The sequence below is a fragment of the bacterium genome (genome assembly GCA_014360495.1).
Lineage (GTDB): Bacteria > Armatimonadota > JACIXR01 > JACIXR01 > JACIXR01 > JACIXR01.
On the sequence record JACIXR010000008.1, the window covers coordinates 1 to 19,854 of the forward strand.

At 45.6% G+C, this 19,854-nt stretch carries 16 protein-coding genes; 11 read left to right on the forward strand and 5 right to left on the reverse strand.

Features of this window, described 5'->3' with window-relative positions; all coding sequences use genetic code 11:
* Positions 1–163, reverse strand: a 163-nt coding sequence (locus tag H5T88_07620) for a transposase family protein (protein ID MBC7330207.1), incomplete at its 3' end; no start/stop codon positions are given.
* 154 nt (positions 164–317) lie between these two features.
* The gene (locus H5T88_07625) at positions 318–488 is read right to left on the reverse strand and encodes a hypothetical protein (GenBank protein MBC7330208.1); all 171 of its coding nucleotides are present in this window, start codon (positions 486–488) and stop codon (positions 318–320) included.
* A gap of 56 nt (positions 489–544) precedes the next feature.
* On the opposite strand from H5T88_07625, the gene H5T88_07630 reads away from it, so the two are divergent.
* Genes H5T88_07630 through H5T88_07640 form a run of 3 tightly spaced genes read left to right on the forward strand, consistent with a single transcriptional unit; the run spans position 545 to position 3,127 of the window.
* Positions 545–1,132, forward strand: a complete 588-nt coding sequence (locus tag H5T88_07630; protein MBC7330209.1) for a sigma-70 family RNA polymerase sigma factor — start codon at positions 545–547, stop codon at positions 1,130–1,132.
* A gap of 2 nt (positions 1,133–1,134) precedes the next feature.
* Positions 1,135–2,127: a zf-HC2 domain-containing protein gene (locus H5T88_07635; GenBank protein ID MBC7330210.1), complete on the forward strand. Its 993-nt coding sequence runs from the start codon at positions 1,135–1,137 to the stop codon at positions 2,125–2,127.
* Between the two features lie 16 nt (positions 2,128–2,143).
* The gene (locus H5T88_07640) at positions 2,144–3,127 is read left to right on the forward strand and encodes a DUF4380 domain-containing protein (GenBank protein MBC7330211.1); all 984 of its coding nucleotides are present in this window, start codon (positions 2,144–2,146) and stop codon (positions 3,125–3,127) included.
* 3 nt (positions 3,128–3,130) lie between these two features.
* Here H5T88_07640 and H5T88_07645 read toward each other — a convergent pair whose 3' ends face one another.
* Positions 3,131–4,924: a PQQ-binding-like beta-propeller repeat protein gene (locus H5T88_07645; GenBank protein ID MBC7330212.1), complete on the reverse strand. Its 1,794-nt coding sequence runs from the start codon at positions 4,922–4,924 to the stop codon at positions 3,131–3,133.
* 7 nt (positions 4,925–4,931) lie between these two features.
* Positions 4,932–8,204, reverse strand: a complete 3,273-nt coding sequence (locus tag H5T88_07650; protein ID MBC7330213.1) for a hypothetical protein — start codon at positions 8,202–8,204, stop codon at positions 4,932–4,934.
* Between the two features lie 407 nt (positions 8,205–8,611).
* On the opposite strand from H5T88_07650, the gene H5T88_07655 reads away from it, so the two are divergent.
* The 8 genes from H5T88_07655 to H5T88_07690 all read left to right on the forward strand — a co-directional run bounded on the left by H5T88_07655 (position 8,612) and on the right by H5T88_07690 (position 19,358).
* Positions 8,612–10,075, forward strand: coding sequence for a hypothetical protein (locus tag H5T88_07655; protein ID MBC7330214.1), 1,464 nt, complete (start codon positions 8,612–8,614; stop codon positions 10,073–10,075).
* A gap of 443 nt (positions 10,076–10,518) precedes the next feature.
* Positions 10,519–10,659, forward strand: coding sequence for a hypothetical protein (locus tag H5T88_07660; protein ID MBC7330215.1), 141 nt, complete (start codon positions 10,519–10,521; stop codon positions 10,657–10,659).
* Positions 10,634–11,353, forward strand: a complete 720-nt coding sequence (locus H5T88_07665) for a DUF1559 domain-containing protein (protein MBC7330216.1) — start codon at positions 10,634–10,636, stop codon at positions 11,351–11,353. Before H5T88_07660 ends, H5T88_07665 begins: the two co-directional genes overlap by 26 nt.
* Positions 11,354–11,515: 162 nt before the next feature.
* A complete protein-coding gene (locus H5T88_07670; GenBank protein MBC7330217.1) occupies positions 11,516–12,730 on the forward strand; it encodes an aminopeptidase P family protein in 1,215 nt (404 codons plus the stop codon).
* Positions 12,731–12,737: 7 nt separating this feature from the next.
* Positions 12,738–13,709: a sugar-binding protein gene (locus H5T88_07675; protein MBC7330218.1), complete on the forward strand. Its 972-nt coding sequence runs from the start codon at positions 12,738–12,740 to the stop codon at positions 13,707–13,709.
* Between the two features lie 9 nt (positions 13,710–13,718).
* Positions 13,719–14,672, forward strand: a complete 954-nt coding sequence (locus H5T88_07680; protein MBC7330219.1) for an ABC transporter permease — start codon at positions 13,719–13,721, stop codon at positions 14,670–14,672.
* A 10-nt stretch (positions 14,673–14,682) separates the two neighbouring features.
* Entirely contained in the window at positions 14,683–17,379 is a 2,697-nt protein-coding gene (locus H5T88_07685) for a hypothetical protein (GenBank protein MBC7330220.1), read from the forward strand.
* Positions 17,376–19,358 carry a DUF4965 domain-containing protein gene (locus H5T88_07690; GenBank protein ID MBC7330221.1) on the forward strand — a complete coding sequence of 661 codons (1,983 nt, stop codon included), beginning with the start codon at positions 17,376–17,378 and terminating at the stop codon, positions 19,356–19,358. Before H5T88_07685 ends, H5T88_07690 begins: the two co-directional genes overlap by 4 nt.
* Here H5T88_07690 and H5T88_07695 read toward each other — a convergent pair.
* Entirely contained in the window at positions 19,350–19,847 is a 498-nt protein-coding gene (locus H5T88_07695) for an AAA-associated domain-containing protein (protein ID MBC7330222.1), read from the reverse strand. The genes H5T88_07690 and H5T88_07695 overlap by 9 nt on opposite strands.
* Positions 19,848–19,854: the final 7 nt, after the last annotated feature.

Consider the following 19,854-nt stretch of genomic DNA (forward strand, 5'->3'; position numbering starts at 1 on the left):
CATCTATGAAATATTCTTGGATAGTTCTCTGGAATCGCTCCACATAGCCGTTCTCTTGCGGTCTCTTTGGATGGGTGTAGAAATGGATAATACCCTTATTCCTGAGAAAATCTTCAAATTCTCCCACGAACTCGCTCCCGTTATCCGTTTGAACACACTTCACAGGGAAAGGGGATAACCAAATCTTGAGACAACATCTATACCGCTAATGAGAAACATCTTTACGCCATTGAGCAAAATCAAGATTGAGTCAATCTGGACTAAATCTCCGGGACATTTGGGGTAAAAATTGCCTCTTCTTAGTTTTTCTTGGGTTTTTAGGACTTCTTGAAAATTGTGCTTATTGAAACGCCAAAAGCTTCCTTTGCTGCTTCTACTCCATACTTATCGGAAAACTCCATTACTTCTAACCTAAACTTAACTTTATCTTCTCCTTTCAAATCTCTCCTCTTATCTATATATTCCAATATCTTTTTGAAATTATTCATCCATATTAGTTCTTAATTGCAAAAAATAATCCTTATGTTATGATTAATTGTAAAGGATGAAGAAGTTGGATAAAGAAGAAGAGATAAGGCTCATCCAGCGTTGTCTCTCAGGAGATGAGGAAGCGTTGGAGGAATTCGTGAGACATTTCCAAAAACCGCTTTTCAATCTCGCATACCGCTTATGCGGGAACAGGGATGACGCTGAGGATATCGCCCAAGAGTCGCTCGTCCGCGCCCTGGAAAATTTAAAGCTTTTCAAAGGCGAATCCTCTCTTTTCACTTGGCTCTATCGCATAACGGTTAATCTCTTTTATGATTATACGAGGAAAAAGAAAGAGTTCTCTTATGACCAAATGAGGTATGGGGATGAGGAAGATGAAGGCGGGGTAGATTTCCCCTCAGAGGAGACGGTTGAGGGAGAGATGGAGAAGAGGAATATCCAGGAAATAGTGCAGGCGGAAATCGCTAAATTGCCAACATATTATAGAACTGTCATTGTCCTTTACGATATAGAGGGATTTTCCTATGACGAAATATGCGCTATGTTGCAGAAACCCTTGGGCACTGTTAAGTCTCGTCTTAACAGAGCACGCCAACTTTTGAAGCAAAGATTGGAAAAATATCGGGAACTTTTTGAGGGATAAATATGTCTAAAGAAATGGAAATGAAATGCGAGAGAATTAGAGAGCTGTTATCGGATTACATCAACGGCGACCTTACCCAAGCGGTAAGGTCGCTTGTTGAAATCCACTTGGAGAGCTGTGCCTCTTGTCGTGCTGAGCTCGCCAAGCTGGAGAGAATGCGTTTAATACTGCGTTCTTTCCAGCCAGTGGAGCCACCCTATGGCTTCACTCAAAAGGTATTAGCGAGCTATAGGGCGAGAAGGGAAAGGGAGGTATCTCCTTTACGGCGCTTCTTACTAGGCGAATTACAGCCGAGAAGAGCTTTAGCTTATGCTATCATTTCCCTTCTCCTCGTTTTTTCTCTTTCCCTCCTCGTTCTTCTGCCACATTGGCCTAAGGCAAAACAAGCCCTATCTTTCCCTCCCTCTCCCACCCTTAAAAGAGCTCCGTCCATCATCTCAGCAAAAGGAGTTGGTAAAGTCCTCATATTGCCTCAAACACCCTACCCGAATCAACAGGGGATTTTGCGATTGGAGATTATGATTTATCCTCCCTATCGGAAGGAGAGAGTTTGGCTTAACCTTCTCCTATCGCCTGGGCTCTCCTTAGCGAACGGGAATCCTTTCCTGCCCGGTGAGAGGGAAATCTATCTGGGCACGATAGATAATCCGGTGGTGTTTGTGACGGATGTGAAGGTGATATCGGGTGGAGTGCAATGGGTGCGTGTTTCCTGTGTTAGCGATCACATTAAATGGGCTGAGGGATTTCTTTTCCTTCCACCCCCTGGTCCTCCCGTTCATTATCTCGCAATCTCCCAAAACGATGTGGATGCCCTTCAGCTCCTCGCCAATCTTGTGGAAAGATGTAAGAGACCAGTTGCATTACCAGTTGCGATTTCCGCTAGGCTGAATTTCTCCTATCAGGGAGATGCTGAGGGAGCCATCCATTATTACGCTTCCCTTCTCGGGCTAACTTCGTTAAAATATAATAGCGGTTATATCTTGGAATCGCCTTGAGAAGGGAGGCAGAAAAATGAGGAAAGCTTTTCTTTTAATCCTTTTGAGCGGGTTGCTTTTCGCTCAAATTTCCATAAAACAGATAAACTATAAAGGATGGGCGGATTCCATCTTATTGGAGAGAGGAGACACAAGATTGGTTATAGTGCCGAGCATCGGCGGAAGGATAATGGAATTCTCCCTGGAAGGTAAGAACCCCATCTGGCAGAATCCCGATGAATTTGGCAAAGTTTATCCCTTAACCAATGTTTGGCACAATTATGGTGGCTATAAGATATGGAATGCTCCCCAATCTGTTTGGGGATGGCCACCCGACCCCTTCTTGGATTACGGAATGGCGAGCGTTGAGTTGATAGATGGTGGGGTGAGGGTTTATGGGGCGCCTTCCTTAATGGCAGGAATTATGTTTATTAAGGAGATAACGATTGTTGAGAGGGGAAGGGCAAGGATAGTTGAGAGGATGAGAAACATCTCGGGAAGAGAGGTAAGATGGGGAATCTGGGAGGTTACACAGGTTGAAACCCCTTGTTTAGTTGTCTTCCCCGCTGAGAAGAATTCAAAATTTCCTGAAGGGCTTTATTTCTTTGACGAGCAATCAAGGAAAAGCAAGCAATGGAAGATAAAAGGTGGATTGGTGATTGTGAACTATTTGGGCGAGGTTGGGAAAATCGGGTTGGATTCCAAAGCGGGTTGGATGCTCTATTTAAAGGATAATCTCGCTTATGTGAAGCGCTTTCCTGTGGTTGAGGGGCAGGAGTATCCTGATGAAGGATGTAGCGTGGAGGTTTATACTAATTCAAAGGATTTGCCTTACCTGGAAATGGAGGTTTTGAGCCCCCTCGTTACTTTAAAGCCGGGCGAGGAATATTCCACCTGGGAAGAATGGTATATCAAGATTTTATCCAATCCAGTGAGGACGGAAGCTGATATCCCTTCAGCGATAAGAGAGCTCGTCCTTGCAGGAATGCTTCCCTGGGATGCCTTGAAATTCGTCCCCTAAAAATTAAGCTGGAACGAGCCCTCCCAAAGGGATAAAATAGAGATTTCCCATCATATCTCCGATGAGCATGCTCTCTTCCACTATTATGGGTGTAGAAATACAGCAGCTATCTTTTGCCAGAGCTTTTTTGTTGAGGATTTTCCCGCTATTCTTATCAACGCAGAAGAGAACATTGTTAAAAGAGACTATATAGATAATTTCTCCCTTTATAACTGGACGGGAGTTAAAGCAAGGATTTGCTAAATTGGTTTTCCAAAGAACCTTTCCCTCGGGAGAGACGCAATAAAGATTCCCTTCCATTGAGGCGATAAAAAGCCTATCCCCATCAATAACTGGAGTTGAATAGCCGAAATTCCCATCTATTTGCCAAATCAATTCCCCCTTATCGTCTAGGGCAAGGAGTCCTCCTTTCCTGGTTGAATTATCATAGGGTTGGGTAAGCAGGAGTTTATTGTTCCAGAGAAGGGGTGAACTGGTAGCGGGTGAATAATAGCGAGAGCGAGCTTGTTCCTTCTGCCAAATAATCTCGCCATTTTCAACATTTAGAAAATATAAATTCTTATCCCAAGCTCCTATTAAAAGATTCTTTCCCATTATTAAGGGGCGGGATTCAAGGTTTCCGCCTAATTTCCTTTGCCAGATTATCTCCCCCTTCTCGTTCAGGGCGAATAAATACTGGCTCGCAGGGACGAAGAGCTTGCCATCAGCAAAAGTTAAGTGACCTGATATCGGTTGAGGCAATTTTGTTTCCCAAAGCATTTTCCCGTTATTAGCATCAACGCAGCGAACGAAACCGTTGAGAAAGGGAACGAAAAGTTTCCCACCATTTAATATCGGAGAGGTTAAAATTGGTGAATCAAATCTCTTTCGCCAAGCCTCTTCCCTAACCTTTGATTTGATGGCAACGACTTCTCCAGCCCAATTGCAGGCAATGACGAGGTCATTATAGGAGAGCAAATCCGCTTGGATCGCTCCCGAGAGCCTTTTGAGGAGAAAATTATCGTTAGATTTTGTGGGAAAGGGGGTAGGCTGAGTTCTCTTTAGGGGGAAAGTGAATTTTTGATTTTGTATTTCATTGCCGCTTAAATCAAAAGTGGAAATTCCTATTGTATCGTTTTTAATTTTTATGAGCCTGAAGCAGGCATTAGCGTCCATCAAGCCCTTAGTCATAATGAAGTTAATTCCATCCACCTGCCAGGTCTGATTTGAATGCCCGTGTCCGGTTAAAATGAGGACTACATTATATGGTCGCAAAACCTCCAATAAGGCGTCCTTTCCGATGAGGAAGTTCCTTGACGGCATAATTGGATGGTGAAAGAAGATTATAATCGGCTGTTCAGAAGGGATTTTCGCGAGGGTGTTCTTCAACCAGGCGAGTTGAGATGGGTCCATTAAGCCGTATTGACTGAAGGGAAAGGAGGAATCAAGGGCAATGAAGGTGATTCCTTCGTTTGTGAAAGTATAATTGCGCTTGTAGTTTGGAAGGTATTTCTCTCCAATAAGCCAACCTGCTCCATTCCATCTGACATCGTGGTTACCCAATGTGTGATAGAAAGGGACATTTAGCGATTTAATAGCTTGGGAATAAGCTTTGAATTCTTCCTCACTGCCGAACTCGGTTACATCTCCCGTATGGATGACGAAGTCAGGTTTCTCGGGAAAGTTTTGCACCAATTGGATGAAGGAATTCAGATTTTTAAGCCCATTAGCCGTCCCTATGTGGGTATCAGTTATGTGGATGAACTGGAGGGCAAAGGCTCTGCAAATGAGAAATAAAAGAAGCAGGAGTTGCTTCATCAAAGGTTCACCTCGCAATTAGAAGCGATTTTATGGCGGAGGGTGGAATGGGAAGCTTCAAGCTTTCTCCCATAGGCAACAATTCCTCGCCTCTGCTTTCGTCTAAATTGGAGATATAGATTTTTCTGACGGGGAGGTTCAATTTTATTTCCCCTTCTCCATTTTCCCTTTCAGGCAGCCAGAAACGAATAATCCAACCATCGCCATAATCTCTCTTCTTCAAAGTTGTTAGTAGCGCTCCCTTTATCTCAACGAAGGAATGATTATTCTGTTTGAGAACTCCCTCTTGCTTTTGAAGGGAAAGGCAGAGAAAGGGATGGGAGAAGCTCCAAGCCAACTTGCTCGCCTCAAGATTTGATATTTCACCCCTCACGGGAAAGATTGCGTAGCGAAAGAGGAAATCGCCTCCTTGCGATGCCTTATAATTCGTATCCCAATGATTGTGCATTAGGTAGGAAAAAAGAGTGGCTTTATTGAGCTTAAGTTCATTTAACCAGAATTCATGTATCGGTTTCCCTAAAGAGATGAGAGGTGCATCCTCACTGCACCAGATGATTGCCCAAGTTTTGCTATAGAATCCAACCCATTTGTGTATAGTGAACCAATTTTTACACGCTTGAGGAAATTGCTCCTTCTCTGGCTCAATCACGCAGGTGGGATATTCAAGTTTAATCTTCGGGTTTTCAAGGGAAAATGGGAAGGACAAGAGAACCGATTCTTTATCAAGCGTTTCCTCCTTGTTTATCTCCACAAATAAATCCATTCTCTTTATATCCTTGTAAAGCCTGAGACGAAGGGAGAAGAGGGGGGTTTTATAGGCTGAAGAGGAGAAGCGGATATCGGCGAAAATCGGTCCCATATTCTCCACCCATATTTTTCCGTGTTCCAGAGAATGGAACGTTTGCTTCCCCTCTGGACCCGATAAGTAAAGATAATCGGCGAGCCTTTTCCCTTTCTCCAACAATTCAAAATTCAACGCCTTGTCTTTTATTGAATATATCCCTTTTTCATCAAATTTAATCAAAAAGAAGGGGGTTTCCAAAATTCCCTCCGAGCTTTTGAAGGTAATGGGAGTGGAAGAGGGTTTTGTTTTAACAATCTTGATTTTCTTATATCCCAGAGGTGGGACATCCTTAACGAAGAAAAGGACATCCTTTCCTTCTCTTTGCCAGGGGATTTCCTTCTCGCCATCGTAAAGAGCGAACTCCTTATAAGGAATCTCCACTCTGGCTATATCGGAACGAGAGAAGGAGAGGGGATTGAATACGAGGATTGATTCCTCATCGCTATCTACGAGCGTTGAGAAGTTCCTAATCGCTTCGTCCCTTAATTCCTTCGCCTCCTCTAAAGCTTTATGGGCGAAGGAAGCTTTTATTTCCCATTGTCGGAGCGTTGTCTCGGCATTGGGGTCGGAAACGCTACACCAGGCTCCCCAGGTATGCTCATCAAAGAGGAGGATATTTCGCCAGAGTTCCTTGAATTTCTGCTTTGGATACTCAATGGAAGGGTTGAGGAGAGAGGCGAGAGAATAAATCGTCTCCGCTTCCACCGCCCAATCCTTCGCTTTTCTGTTCATAGCTAATTCCTTAGCCGTTGAGACAGCACCATCCTCCCAATAAGCTCCCGCATCAAGTTTGTATGTGGGGATTTGGGCTTTATATTTTGCCTCAATGTACTTGAAGAAATCGCTATAAGTTGAAACGATGATTTTGGGATAGGCATATTTTGCGTTCCATTCATCTACAAGCTTCATAAAGCGCGGTTCTATTAGCTCATTATCATAAAAGGCACCATAGAGAAGGTAGGCGTCGTAGGGATAATTGCTTTGTTCCAATCCCTCAACGAGAGAGACAATCCTATTTCTGAGCACATCAAGGGATTCCAAAAGCCCTATTCCTCTTGCCAAACCGTAGCCTGGAGAAGCGAAGAAGAGGACCTTTCCTCCATCAGGACCTTCCCAGTAAAAGGGATGGGATGGATAGGGAAAACGTGCCCTATAAGTGTTTATTGCCTCAGCAAAATATTTGATTCCATATGCGTTGAGAATGCTGGGTATGGGGAAGATCGCGGAAGGGACATCTGAGAGAACGGCGGAGTCAAGTGGTAAATTTTGTAGCCGAGAAATTTGTTTGCTGAAAAGGCAAACGCGAACAAGGGATTCCGGGCTACATATACCTGTGAGCATGTTGGCATAGAGGGCTTGAAGGGAAAGCTGTCCTTTCCTCAAAAGATTTAACAACTCTTTGCCGAGTTCCGGCTCGTCTTGGAGGAAATTTTCCAATTGCCAAGCGACTTCAAGATTCCATTTGAAGTTGGGATTTCTCTTCGCTTCCTCTATCGCTATCTTCAAATTCTCGTCGTGGCGTAGGATTACATTTGTCTGGACATCCGTATAGCCTATATCTGTATGAACGCTTGGGGCAAGGAAAAGTAGCCATTTTCTCTTGGGTCTTATGTCGAGGGTAAGCAATTTGTCCTCCGCTTTTATCTTCACATCGCCTGCTAGCCCCTCCGGCAGAGGCACTTCAAAACGATTATCTCCCTCAGCTATTCTGAGGGGGATCTCTTCCCTTCTTTCCCCTTTTTCAATTGAGAGGATAATATCTCCTTCTTTACCCACATTAGATAGCCAAACTTCTAAGATTTGTCTCATTTCCTCTTTTTCCTTTACGAAAAAGGGAGTGGCTTTCGCTTTCATAGCCTTTATTTCCGGTTTATCCAATTTCAACCCCTCCTCTAAAAGGATGGCATCGTAAAGAAGCCAGCTCCCTCTTGCATTTTCTATTCGTATCTCGTTTTCCCCAATACGAAAATCCTGCGGATTTAGGGGGAAAGAAGCGACCCAATTTTCTCCTTTTTGGGGGTCTGTAAGGGAGGTATCTCCTCCACCGGGTGGAAGCTGGCTTTGAGAGATTTTCTTATCGTTAAGATAAACTGCGATGAGCGGTGGACCGGAGTAATGGGTATTGACTAGATAGAGATTCAGACGGATGATGGGTTGGGGTATGTGGTCAAGGGTGAAAATAATTCGGAATGTATGTGGCTTGGCTCCAGCCCAAAAATCGGCTGGACCAGGATGAATGTAGGGGAAATCCTTATTTTCTACACTGGAACCTATTTTGAAGACTGGGTCGTTCGGGAATAAGGTTGGGTAGAGGGAATAATTCCCTGCTATGGCGAATTCATCATAAGAGGAATTAGGCTTCCCGATTTGGAAAACGACAGAAGGGAAAGCGCTGGCAAAGGCAAGGAGAGCAATGAGAAAGCGAGCCCAATTCATATCAATATGATGATAGAGGCAAAGATATGTTAAAGCAAGAAAATTTCAAATAAAATTGGTCACACCTTGTAGGGTTTAAAGGTTTTCAGAGTAATACGGAAGACAAGGAGATGAAATTAATTAGAAGAATTAGGAGCAGTTAACGCTTAAAAATATACCAATAGACGAGAGAGCTCTCGTAAGGAACCAGCGCAATCTTGCTTAAAATAAAAAAGAGATTGCAGAGCTATCGCTCGCAACGACAAGGAGCTGGAGTTATTGTGATGCTTTCCGTAGGAAAAGCATCACAATCTCGTTTTCAGAATCAGAGGATTTAAATCTGCTAATATTTACTTGATTAAAGGGGATTTGGCTTTGTAGAATTATTTCAGTGAGTCGTGAGAATAAAAGGGAAGGAGAGGAAGCAAATGAACAAGACGTTTTTCACTTTCCTTTTTTTCCTTATCTCTTCCTTTGCTATTATGAATGTAAACGGTGGAGAGAAAGCGCCTAAAATCCACGCCTTGGTTGACATCGCACACGAATTCACCTTCTATTTCGATGGCAGATTTGGAAATGCCTATCTTAAACCGATTGGCGGGATAGATGCCCGATGCTGGTCGGTTCTAAGCGCCGCTGACCTAAGCAACATCAATCTTCTCGTCATTCCCCAGGGGAATACCCCCTGCCCTTACACTGCGGATGACCTCAAAGCTGTCCTCAGATTCGTTAGGGAAGAGGGCGGGGGACTTTTGATGATTGGAAATTACGGAATCTTTAAAGGGGAGAATGAGTTCAAATTGAACCAATTGGCTAAGAGATTTGGCATAGAGTTCGTTAGGGATAAGCCCAAGGGAAAGCTCAGGATTTTGGCGAACGAGATAATAAAAAAGGAGGTAAGCGAGGTGCAGGGGCAGGCGAGCGGTGTCTTGCACTGGAGGGAGGGCTTGCCTTGGAGGAAGTTGGTGGTAGATGAGGAGGGAAGGGCAGTGGTGGCGGTAAGGGAGTTTGGCAAGGGAAGGGTTTGTGCCATACACGGAAGCGGTTTGATGGGCGATAAGCCCAAGGACGGGGAGGCGATGAATTCAAAATGGCTGTGTCCTCTCATTCAATGGTTGTCGGCTAATAAAACAATTGACCCCGCGAAGCCTCCAAAAGGAACCTCTCCCGAGAAGGAAAAGATAGTGGAAGGTGGCTTAAAGGTTCAATATTCCGCCTATCTGGAATCCTACGCGGATGAAATAGTGAAGCTTTATTTTCAGGTAGCTGAGCAATTGAGGGAGATAATGGGTGTTCCCCTTGCGGAAGGGATGAACACGACCCTAATTTTGCTTCCCACGGGTGGTGGAGGTTTTTCCAGTGGGGTTGCACTGGGGATAGGGGTTTGGTGGGGAGGCTTCCCGGAGAATCCCTACTATATGATTGAACTGATTGGTCATGAGGCGACGCATTCCTGGGTTCTTCCCTTTCCAGAGCCTATGTGGAATGAAGGGATAGCCACATACATGGGTATTGAGGTGGGCAAAAGGTTGGGATATGTAAAGGAGGCGGAGGAGAGCAGGAGGGGTTGGGCGTCCGCTTGCGAGAAAATAGACCCAAATTACGATAAGATAGACATCTCCCAGCCCGAACAGCCTGGTTTTCACGAAGTTTATATGGCTAAACCCATGTGGATTTGGGATAGATTGAGGGAGAAGTATGGAGATGAAATCATTGCCCGCTACTTCCAGACGAAGAGGAAATTGATAAAGGAGGGAAAGCTGAAAAGCTATACGGCAGATGATTGCGTGGCTGTTTTGAGCATAGCTGCGGGCGAGGATTTGTTTGATTGGTTCAACAGTTTGGGTATAAAGGTCTCTCGGGAAAAGGCTTCCATCAAATTCGAAAAATGATTAAAAAGCATGTAGAATTTCTTCAATTTCTACACTCATCCGAAGAGACCGCAAGAGAACGGCTATATGGAAATATTCCAGAGAACTATCCAAGAATATTTCATAGATGTATACCCGCTGGGCTCAACGGATATTGATGAATTTAATAACCAAAAGAGTCTCAAATGGTCTGGGATTATACAATGAAGTTGACTGGGGTGTTTCTTTGTTATAAAATAAGGAAGATATATCCACGATAAAAAGGTATCTATAAATTAGTAAATGCCATAAAATGTTTGTGGATATTTTTAATAATTGGAGAGGAGCAATCCTTTTAAAAGGGGATAGAACTCTCTCTGATATCTTTGCTCTTTCTTCAAAGGTTTTAAGGGAGCTCCAAGAGTCAAAAATGCTTGGAGCTCCTTCTTTTATGAGAGTGGATGAGAAGAGGTGGTGCCAAGCAAGTGTTTAGAAAGGAGGGAGGGGCTTTTGCCCCCGCTTCTCCCTCGCCGGAAAGACCGGAGGAAGCAATGGGGGTAAAACAACAACTAAAAGGAGGTGTTGAGAAGGATGTGGAGAATAAGGAAAGGGTTTACATTGATTGAATTGTTGGTGGTCATAGCTATCATCGCCATTCTCGCCGCCATTCTCTTTCCTGTATTTTCCAGAGCTAGGGAAAATGCAAGGAAGGCGCAATGTATGTCCAATATGAGGCAGATATCTATGGGCTATATGATGTATCTTCAGGATTGGGATGAGCGATTTATCTCGGAGTGGTTATGTGGTTGCTTTGATACGAGACGAGGCAACGCCAAGGCTTGTGCGAACTACGACCCTGACAGCCCCACAGGAGTTTCCTGTATCTGGGGTTGGGACCGCAAGATTGAACCCTATATAAAGAACAAGAAGCTTTTCGTTTGCCCAAGTGATGTGCTTATGGCCAGCGGACAAACTGCTTGTACAAATTGCAGGTTCAATAGCCAGCAGGACACGAGCTATGGTCTCAACGAGCATGTAGTTTGTCCACCTGGAGCGAAATGCCATGGAGGAACGACTTTAGCAGCTATTCGCAATCCCGCTGATGTGATAATTATCGGGGAAACGAAAGGTTGGCATAGGGTGGACCAGCCCTGGAACGGAGGCGACCCAAATTTGGTGGATGTGATTCAAGACATAACTGGGATGTGCGATGTTGAGAGGCATCAAGGAGGAGCTAATTATGTCTTTGCTGATGGGCATGTGAAGTGGCTGATGCCGAACGCTACCCTGACGCCAAAGAACCTCTGGAATAATCAATAAAAGTGTAAGGGGGTGGAGCTCCTCATGGAGCTCCACCCCCGATAAGTTTATAGCTATAAATTCTTTGATGAAAGTCAATAGTGAGGATGAGAAATCGAAAATAATTGCAAATGTTAAGAGTAACTAGTATAATAAGCAAAATCAGAAAAAGGAGGGAGCAAGATGAGGAATATACCTGTGATGTTTCTTATGATGGTTGCCTGTGCCTTTTTGCTGGCGGATAACTGGAAGAGCGTTCTCGTGGCTATCACGCCGGAGGAACGCAAGGCTGAGGTGGCTGAGAAGGAAGCGAGAGTGCAGAAGTTCCTCGCTGAGCACAACCTTTCTGCCCTCTTAATTCAAGCGAAAAACAACTTCGCTTGGATAACGGGTGGTTGCGATAGCGAGATAGTTATAACCGATAGCGGTGGATGCGCAGCCCTTTTGATTAGAAAGGATGGGCAGAAATATCTCATCGCCAACAACATAGAGGGGCAGAGGTTCATGTTCGAGCAGGGACTTGCGGATTTGGGCTATAAGTGGGTTAGGTTTGAGTGGCCTAAGGAAAGGATTGACCCCTCTACATTGAGCAAGATTGTTAAGAGGATGTCCTTGGGCGGAACCGTTGGCTCCGACCTCCCTCTTGAGGGAACGGTAAATGTGGCGGAGGAGCTGAAGAAGATAAGAGTTCCTCTCACGCAAGCGGAGATAAAGAAATACCGCTGGCTCGGCAAGCAATGCGGAAGAATAATCGGTGATATCTGCCGTGATATCAAGCCCGGTATGACGGAGATGGACATCGCTGCCCTTGCCGACTGGTATTTCAGGAGGGAAGGGATTAAGGTTACGGTGCTTCTCATTGGCACTGATGAGAGGATGTGGCAATATAGACATCTTCCTCCAACGGAGAAGAAGCTGAATAAGTACGCCCTTATTAACATCTGTGCGGAGAAGTGGGGATTGATAATCGCCGTCTCCCGCTTGGTTCACTTCGGTCCACTAACCGATGAGTTGAAAAAGAAGATAAGAGCCTGTGCCTATGTTGATGCGACTTTGATAGATGCGAGCCGTCCCGGCGCAACACTGGGCGAAATTTTCCAGAAAGGGATGCAGGCTTATGCTGAGATGGGATTCCCCGGAGAATGGAGGAATCATCACCAGGGCGGAACGATTGGCTATGATGGAAGAGACCAATTTGCCTTTCCTCATTCTCCCGTGAAATTGATGGTTGGCAGCGCCTGTGCTTGGAATCCCACGATAAGGGGAGTGAAGGTTGAGGATACCATATTGATAACGGAGAATGGACCGGAAATCATAACTCCCACTCCCAACTGGCCAATGATTGAAGTTACGGTTAACGGCAGGAAATATCTGAGACCGGATATATTGGTGAGGTGATGAAGACATGAGGAGGTTTCTTCTGCTCTTCACTGCTTTTGTCATCGCTTTAACGCTGACGGGGTGCGGAAAAAAGAAAAAGGAGGAGACAACCGCTCCCACTAGGGTAAAGGGCGAGAAGACTTATGTCTTTGCCCTTGTCCCCAAATCGGTTGGCAGCCCTTACTGGTCCGCTTGCGAGGAAGGGATGAAGGAAGCTTGCAAGGAGTTGGGCGTTGAAGGGTATTTCGTTGGACCTGAGACGACGGATGTGGAGAAGCAGATAAGGATAATAGAGGATTTCGTTTCCAAGAAGGTGGATGGAATAGCCATCTCACCTAACGACCCCACCGCCATCACTCCCGTCATAGATAAGATTCTATCCCAGGGGATTCCCGTGATAACCTTTGATTCCGACGCGCCGAAGAGCAAACGACTTTGCTACATTGGAACCGATAACTACAAGGCTGGTTATGCTGCTGGGGAGGAGATGATAAAAGTTTTGGGCGGGAAAGGGGAGATAGCTATAATGACGGGGAGCCTTGGTGCCTACAATTTGAATGAGAGGATTAGGGGTTTCAGGGATGCGATAAAGAAGGCGCCAGGGATAAAGGAAGTAACTCTTCAAGCTAACAATGACGATGAGGAGCTATGTTTCTCTCAGGCGGAGAATGTTTTGCAGGCTCATCCCAACCTCGCTGGTTTCTTCGGAGTTAGCGGAACGGGAGGTCCCGGCTCAGCAAGAGCTGTTAAAGCAGCGGGCAAAGTAGGGAAAGTAAAAATAGTTTGCTTTGATACAGTTCCCATGACCGTTCAATTCATAAAGGAAGGTGTTATCCAAGCTACAATCGCCCAGAAGCCAAAGCAGATGGGATATCTTGCGGTCAAGACCTTGTATCAGTTGGCGAAGTCGGGTAAGCTGGAAAAGCTCCCGGATATTGATACTGGCATAACGGTCGTAACCAAGGAAAATGTGAGCGAATTTGAAACTCCCCAGTGAGTTGATTGTATGAAAGGGGTTATCGGTTTTCTTTTAAGAAGGCGGGAAACAGCTGCCTTCTTAGCTCTTGTTCTTTTATTCGTTGTCCTCTCAGCCGTCCGCCCCAAATCTTTTCCCACTGCGGAGAATCTCGGCATAGTTGCCCGCCAGTTCTCTATGATAGCGACTATGGGGGTGGGTATGACGATGGCTATCGTCCTCGCGGGAATAGACCTCTCCGTGGGAAGCGTCTTAGCTCTCTCGGGATGCGTGACAGCACTTTCAATGACGAAAGGGATAAACATTCCCCTTGCTGTTTTATTTGGGCTTCTTTGTGGAGCTTTTTGCGGTTTCATAAACGGAATAGCTATCGTCGGAGTGAGAATGCCTCCTTTTATAGCCACGCTTGGAATGATGAGCATAGCGCGGGGGTTGACATATGTCATAACAGGTGGGTGGCCGATAACAGGGCTTCCCGAGAAGTTCTTCTTCCTCGGTCAGGGAATGATAGGGGCGGTTCCTATGCCAGTTGTTATTATGTTCTTTTGTCTTATTATCGGGCATATCATAATGAGCAACACTGTTCTGGGGAGGGCAATCTATGCTATCGGTGGGAATGAACAAGCTGCTTTTCTCTCGGGAATAAATGTGAACAGGGTAAAGATAATAGTTTACACTCTTGCGGGTTTACTTTCCGGTTTAGCTGGGGTGGTTATGACCTCTCGCCTTTCTTCCGCTCAGCCTAACTCGGGATTGGGAATAGAGTTGGATGTGATAGCGGCTGTGATAATAGGAGGGGCGAGCTTCGCAGGGGGTGAGGGAACGATAATTGGGACATTCATTGGAGCAGCGTTTATGGGGATTTTGCGAAATGGGTTGGTTCTCCTCAATGTATCCGCTTATTGGCAGCAGGTCGTCATCGGCGCCGTTATAATGGGCGCAATTGCTATAGACTTCCTGCGCACCAGTAGAATGCAAAGATGAAGATATAAGAATGAAGCTCTTTTTATTAATGATTAGTTTTTATTTGGTTTCTCAATTTTTGGTAAATGCTGGCGCCGTATCATATAAGAACGGGGAGGAAAGGAGCGGTATCCCTCTCGGAGGGTTGGGCACGGGCTATATTGAGCTATTCTCCTCCGGTAGTTTTGGAAAATCCACAGTTCAGAATAATTTTCTTTCCCCTTCTCCCTTGCCTTCCAATTCCTATCTCTTCCTGGATATAGATGGACTCCACATTCCCCTCCGAACAGGTGAGATTAAAGAGATAACCCTTCACGGACATTTTCCCATTGCCGACCTCTCCTATTCCGACCCAAAACTTCTCTTCCCTCTTTCCCTCAAAGCCTTTTCTCCATTCATAAAGGGAAACGCAGACGATTCCTCCCTTCCCGTTATCCTCTTTCGCTTTTCAAGAGAAAAAAGACCGAAAACTAAAAAACTGAAAATCGGACTATCTTGGGCGGTGGAGGAGGGAGAGGAGAAAGCGGGCAATTTGGCGGGCGTTTTATCTTGGAAAAAGGATGCTCTCCCTCCGGGCGAGGAATTGGTATGTGTTTCAGCCATTTGGGTGGGTGAAAAGGAGGGAAAGCCGGGCTCGCCTCCCATATTTGAGGCGAATTGGAACCGCAAAGGGGAAAGGATAAGGGATGAGGAGACCGAGTTCGAGATTGGTGAATACGGCGCCTTCAATTGGGAGAAAAGGAGGCAATTCACCCTGCCGATTTCTGGAGTGGGTAATCTATCCGCAATCTTCTATAACATCCGCTGGGATGGTGGCTCCTGCGGGACTTACTTTTCTCCCGGGGGAATTCTCAAAGAGAACCTGGAAATAGTGGATGAGGACAGGATATCGGAGGATGGCAAGGGCGTTAGAAGGAAAATGAGGAGCCAGGATGCTATGGTGGAAATTGTGATGACCGATATGTTGAAAGAGGGTATCCTTTGGAGAGAAACGAGGTTGAAAAATATATCAAACAATGTCCTGAACAATGTTTCCCTTTCGCTTTTCGTCAACCTTGATATCGGCGAATTGGCTGGCGCTGAGAACAACATAGGATGGGTTAAAGAAGAAGGCTCTATTATTGTCATCTCGGATAGGGAGCGGAGGCTCAAAGGATTTATCTATGGAATTGGGAATTCCTGTTATTTCTTGGGGCATTGGCAGGATGCTCATAGAAGAGCGAGAGAAAATCGGCTCATTCCGGTTGGGCAGATGACCCAATGGAGAATTGAAAAGCGGGAGAATGGATTGGTCTTTCGTTCAGCAGAGGGAGAATATGCCATTTTATTTCATTCTGGACAGGGTAAAGTTGGCAAGAAGGTGGAAAAGGGAAGGGGAATGGCTTGGTGCGAGTGGGATACATCAAGAGGAAAGGATATATGGATGGCTCTCTCATGGTTTTTCCCCGACTACATTAGCACGAAGGGGCAAAATTTGGGGCATTATTACGCCAATAGGTTCTCCTCTGCGGAGGAGGTGGCGAGTTTCGCTTTGGAGAATGGGGAAAGATGGCTCCGGGAGATAGAAAAATGGCAAAGCGAGATTTATTCCTCGGATTTTCCCGACTGGCTTAAGGATGCCTTGATAAACGGGCTCTATCCTATTGTCAAGAATTCTTTGTTCATTAAGGATGGGAGATTCTCCTTGAGCGAATCCTTCACTGGTTGTCCGATTAACGAAACACTTGTCTGTCGTTTCAATGGTTCGCTTCCCCTTCTGTTTTTCTTTCCAGAATTGGAGAAGAAGGTTATGAGGGAATTCGCAAGGTTTCAGAAGGAGGATGGAGAAATACCTTTCTGTTTCGGTATGCAGGACAATTACGACTCACCAGTTTATCATCTTCAGCATCCAATTGTCTCAACTGAGTTCGTGTTGATGGTTTGGCGGGATTATTTCTTCACAAAGGACGAAGAATTCCTCAAGGAGATGTTCCCCTACATAAAGAAAGCGATTAAGTTCGTTCGCACACTGGATAAAAATGGTGATTATTTGATAGAAGAGGACCCTCAACCTGGTGGGCTTGCCAACCAGTATTACGATGTCTGGGAATGGCAGGGAGTTTCCTCATATGTGAACACCATCCTATTGGCAAGTTTGAGGGCTACGAGCAGAATGGCGGAGATTATGGGGGATGACGAGACGAAGGAGTTCGCTGATGAATGGTTTGATAGGGCGCAGGAAGAGTTTCAGAAGAGGCTTTGGAACGGCAGATGGTTCAATCTCTATGCGGGAGAGAAGATATCGGAAACCTGTCTTGCGAACCAGCTGGTTGGGCAGTGGTATGCTTACTTAACTGGTCTGGGTGAGATATTGCCTAAGGAGAGGATAATCTCGGCGATTAGATGGATTGGAAGGCTCAATTGCCAAGCTAGTCCCTATGGAGTGGTCAACGGGGTTTTGCCGGATGGAAGACCAGATGAATCTGGGAAGAACCATCAATCCGATGGCATATCGCCTGGCGAGGGCTTCGCCTTCGCAGCAACGGCGATATTCGCTGGGGAAAAGGAACTCGGTCTTAGGGCTGGAGAGAAGATATATCATAACATAGCCCATCTTCGCAAGAGCCCCTGGAACATCTATTTCAACTATCTTTCCTCAACGGGGGAGGAATGCTGGGGCTCTGATTATTACAGTAATATGTCCATTTGGAGTATAGTGGTAGCCTTGAAAGGAGGTATGATGAAATGAAAATCATACTTCCTCTAATCCTCTCTGCTGCTCTTCTGAGCGCCTCGCCAGCTATCCCCTTAATCGTTAAGGACCCCTATTTGAATGTCTGGCAGATGTCCGATAACTTGTGTGAGGATTGGACGAGACATTGGACGGGAGGGATAAAAGCAATAGCGGGGATGATTAGGGTTGATGGGAAGCCCTATAAATTTATGGGGTTAGCTGGGCAGTATCCCGATGTTGAGGTTCTTCCCTTGAAATCCGTGGCTATCTTTTCCACGAAAACCGAGTTCGTCTTAGGAAACGACGAAATCAACTTGGAGCTCACGTTTCTCACCCCATCTTTGCCCGATGATTTGAAGCTCTTGTCTCTTCCAATCACTTATATATCCGCGAGCGTGAAATCGCTTGATGGGAAAATGCACGAGGTTCAGCTTTACTTTGATATCTCTGGGGAATGGGCGAGCGGGGCTTCGGATAAAGAAATAGTTTGGAATTTTGAGAGATTGTATAATGGGTCATTGCTTTGTTTCAAAGTTGAACAGGTTTCCTCCAACATATTGAAGGAGGTAAACGATTATGCCGATTGGGGATTTCCCATTTGGGTAACCGCTGAGGCGACGAGTTGGGAGGCGGGTGCGGATTCAGTCGTTCGTCCGAAGTTCATAAAGGGGGAGGTTCTCTCTAAAGATATTGATTGGAATCAGCCACGAAAGATAAACGATAGGTGGCCGGTTTTCGCTTTTCAATTTGATTTGGGCAAGGTAGGGGCAAATCCTTCCACCAAGAAGATAATCATTGGGCACATAAGGGAGATAGTAGCCTCTTGTGCCGGTCGCATTATTCTCCCTCTTTGGAAAAGCTATTTCGAAAATTGGGAGGAGATGCTGAGTTTTGCTTGGGATAATTACAGGGCGATAGCGTCCGCTTGCGATTCCTTTGATAAGAGGCTGGTAGATAGGGCGAGGAAAGTCGGTGGAGATGATTACGCTTATCTTCTATCTCTGACTCATCGTCAAGTACTGGGCGCTTGCGATTTAGGCTTTTCCGGTAAGGACAAATTTATGTTCATGAAAGAAATAAGCAGTGGGAGTTTCATCCAAACTGTTGATGTTATATTTCCCGCCTCTCCTCTTTTCCTTGCAACCAATCCCGAGCTACTGAAGATGCAATTGGAGCCGATTCTCTTGGTAAGCAATAGCGAAAGTTGGAAGGAGCCATTCGCCCCCCACGATTTGGGGCGCTATCCCGTAGCGGGAGGGCAATCCTATGGAGCGCCCATGCCTGTTGAGGAAAGTGGGAATATGCTCTTAATGGTTTCAGCCTACACAAAATATAGCAAAGACGATAGTTTAGCTAAGGCTAATTTTGAAATCCTTCAGCGTTGGGCTGATTATCTCGTTGAGAAGGGTTTGGAGCCAGAGGAGCAGTTATGCACGGACGATTTCACTGGACCATCTGCCTTAAATGTGAACCTTGCCGCTAAAGCAATAGCGGGAGTTTCAGCTTTTTCCAAGCTCTGCGAGATTTTAGGGAAGAAGGATTTAAGCGAGGGGTATATGGCTAAGGCGAAGGAGATGTTGGATTATTGGCTGAAGAAGGCTGATGCGGGAACCCATTTAAGTAGGATTTACGGGAAAAACGAAACTTGGTCTTTGAAATATAATATTCTTTACGCTAAGCTCGTTGGATTGAACATCTTCCCTCAGGATGTTATTGAGCGCGAGGTGGAATTCTATATCTCAAAGCTGAACAAATATGGAGTTCCACTTGATGAGCGATTTACCTATACAAAGGCGGATTGGCTTTCATGGGTTGCGTTTATGAGCGAGGATGGAGGCAAGAGGGAAAAGATTCTCCAGACCCTTATGGCTTTCGTTAGGGAAACGCCGGATAAAGTCCCCCTTACTGACTGGTATGATACGCAAACGGGGAAAGTGGTTGGTTTTCGCGCCCGCCCTGTTTTAGGGGCTCTCTACGCTCTTCTTTTATTGTGAGGGCGACTTTTCATCCTCGGGGAGGAAAATCTCTTCCTCATCTTGGTCATAACCTATCAACTCCGCATAGCGTCCCCAGCCTATGGCGGTATGCAAAAGCCTTTCCGCCTCTTCCTCCGATAAATCCTCCTGGAAAGCCTCCAAAACATCCTCTTTTGATATGGGTTCTCCCTCGTTTTCCTTGAGCATATCCAAAATCTTTTTCATCCAGGGCACCTCCATTGCCGCCCGGGCGAAAATCTCCTTCCTTTCCTGCACATTTCCCCGCAGGAACTGATAGCCCCAGTCTGTAATCTCTATATCACCACCCTCCGCTACGACGAAGCCTAAGAGCTCCGCCGCTCTAATAACGGGGAGGAGGTCATCCAGCTCAAACTGCAAACTTCTCGCCAGCTTAGGAATGTCCTCCTTCCCTCCTAAATCATCAAGTATCTCAAGCAAACCTATTATTTGTTCTACCTCCGCACTCGGCAGAGGTTCACCGTCCATAACAGAT

What these genes read in the sequence shown, in the direction of transcription:
- H5T88_07625 (MBC7330208.1), bottom strand. Translation starts at nt 488, where the DNA reads ATGAATAATTTCAAAAAGATATTGGAATATATAGATAAGAGGAGAGAT.
- H5T88_07630 (MBC7330209.1), top strand. Translation starts at nt 545, where the DNA reads ATGAAGAAGTTGGATAAAGAAGAAGAGATAAGGCTCATCCAGCGTTGT.
- H5T88_07635 (MBC7330210.1), top strand. Translation starts at nt 1,135, where the DNA reads ATGTCTAAAGAAATGGAAATGAAATGCGAGAGAATTAGAGAGCTGTTA.
- H5T88_07640 (MBC7330211.1), top strand. Translation starts at nt 2,144, where the DNA reads ATGAGGAAAGCTTTTCTTTTAATCCTTTTGAGCGGGTTGCTTTTCGCT.
- H5T88_07645 (MBC7330212.1), bottom strand. Translation starts at nt 4,924, where the DNA reads ATGAAGCAACTCCTGCTTCTTTTATTTCTCATTTGCAGAGCCTTTGCC.
- H5T88_07650 (MBC7330213.1), bottom strand. Translation starts at nt 8,204, where the DNA reads ATGAATTGGGCTCGCTTTCTCATTGCTCTCCTTGCCTTTGCCAGCGCT.
- H5T88_07655 (MBC7330214.1), top strand. Translation starts at nt 8,612, where the DNA reads ATGAACAAGACGTTTTTCACTTTCCTTTTTTTCCTTATCTCTTCCTTT.
- H5T88_07670 (MBC7330217.1), top strand. Translation starts at nt 11,516, where the DNA reads ATGAGGAATATACCTGTGATGTTTCTTATGATGGTTGCCTGTGCCTTT.
- H5T88_07675 (MBC7330218.1), top strand. Translation starts at nt 12,738, where the DNA reads ATGAGGAGGTTTCTTCTGCTCTTCACTGCTTTTGTCATCGCTTTAACG.
- H5T88_07680 (MBC7330219.1), top strand. Translation starts at nt 13,719, where the DNA reads ATGAAAGGGGTTATCGGTTTTCTTTTAAGAAGGCGGGAAACAGCTGCC.
- H5T88_07685 (MBC7330220.1), top strand. Translation starts at nt 14,683, where the DNA reads ATGAAGCTCTTTTTATTAATGATTAGTTTTTATTTGGTTTCTCAATTT.
- H5T88_07690 (MBC7330221.1), top strand. Translation starts at nt 17,376, where the DNA reads ATGAAAATCATACTTCCTCTAATCCTCTCTGCTGCTCTTCTGAGCGCC.
- H5T88_07695 (MBC7330222.1), bottom strand. Translation starts at nt 19,847, where the DNA reads ATGGACGGTGAACCTCTGCCGAGTGCGGAGGTAGAACAAATAATAGGT.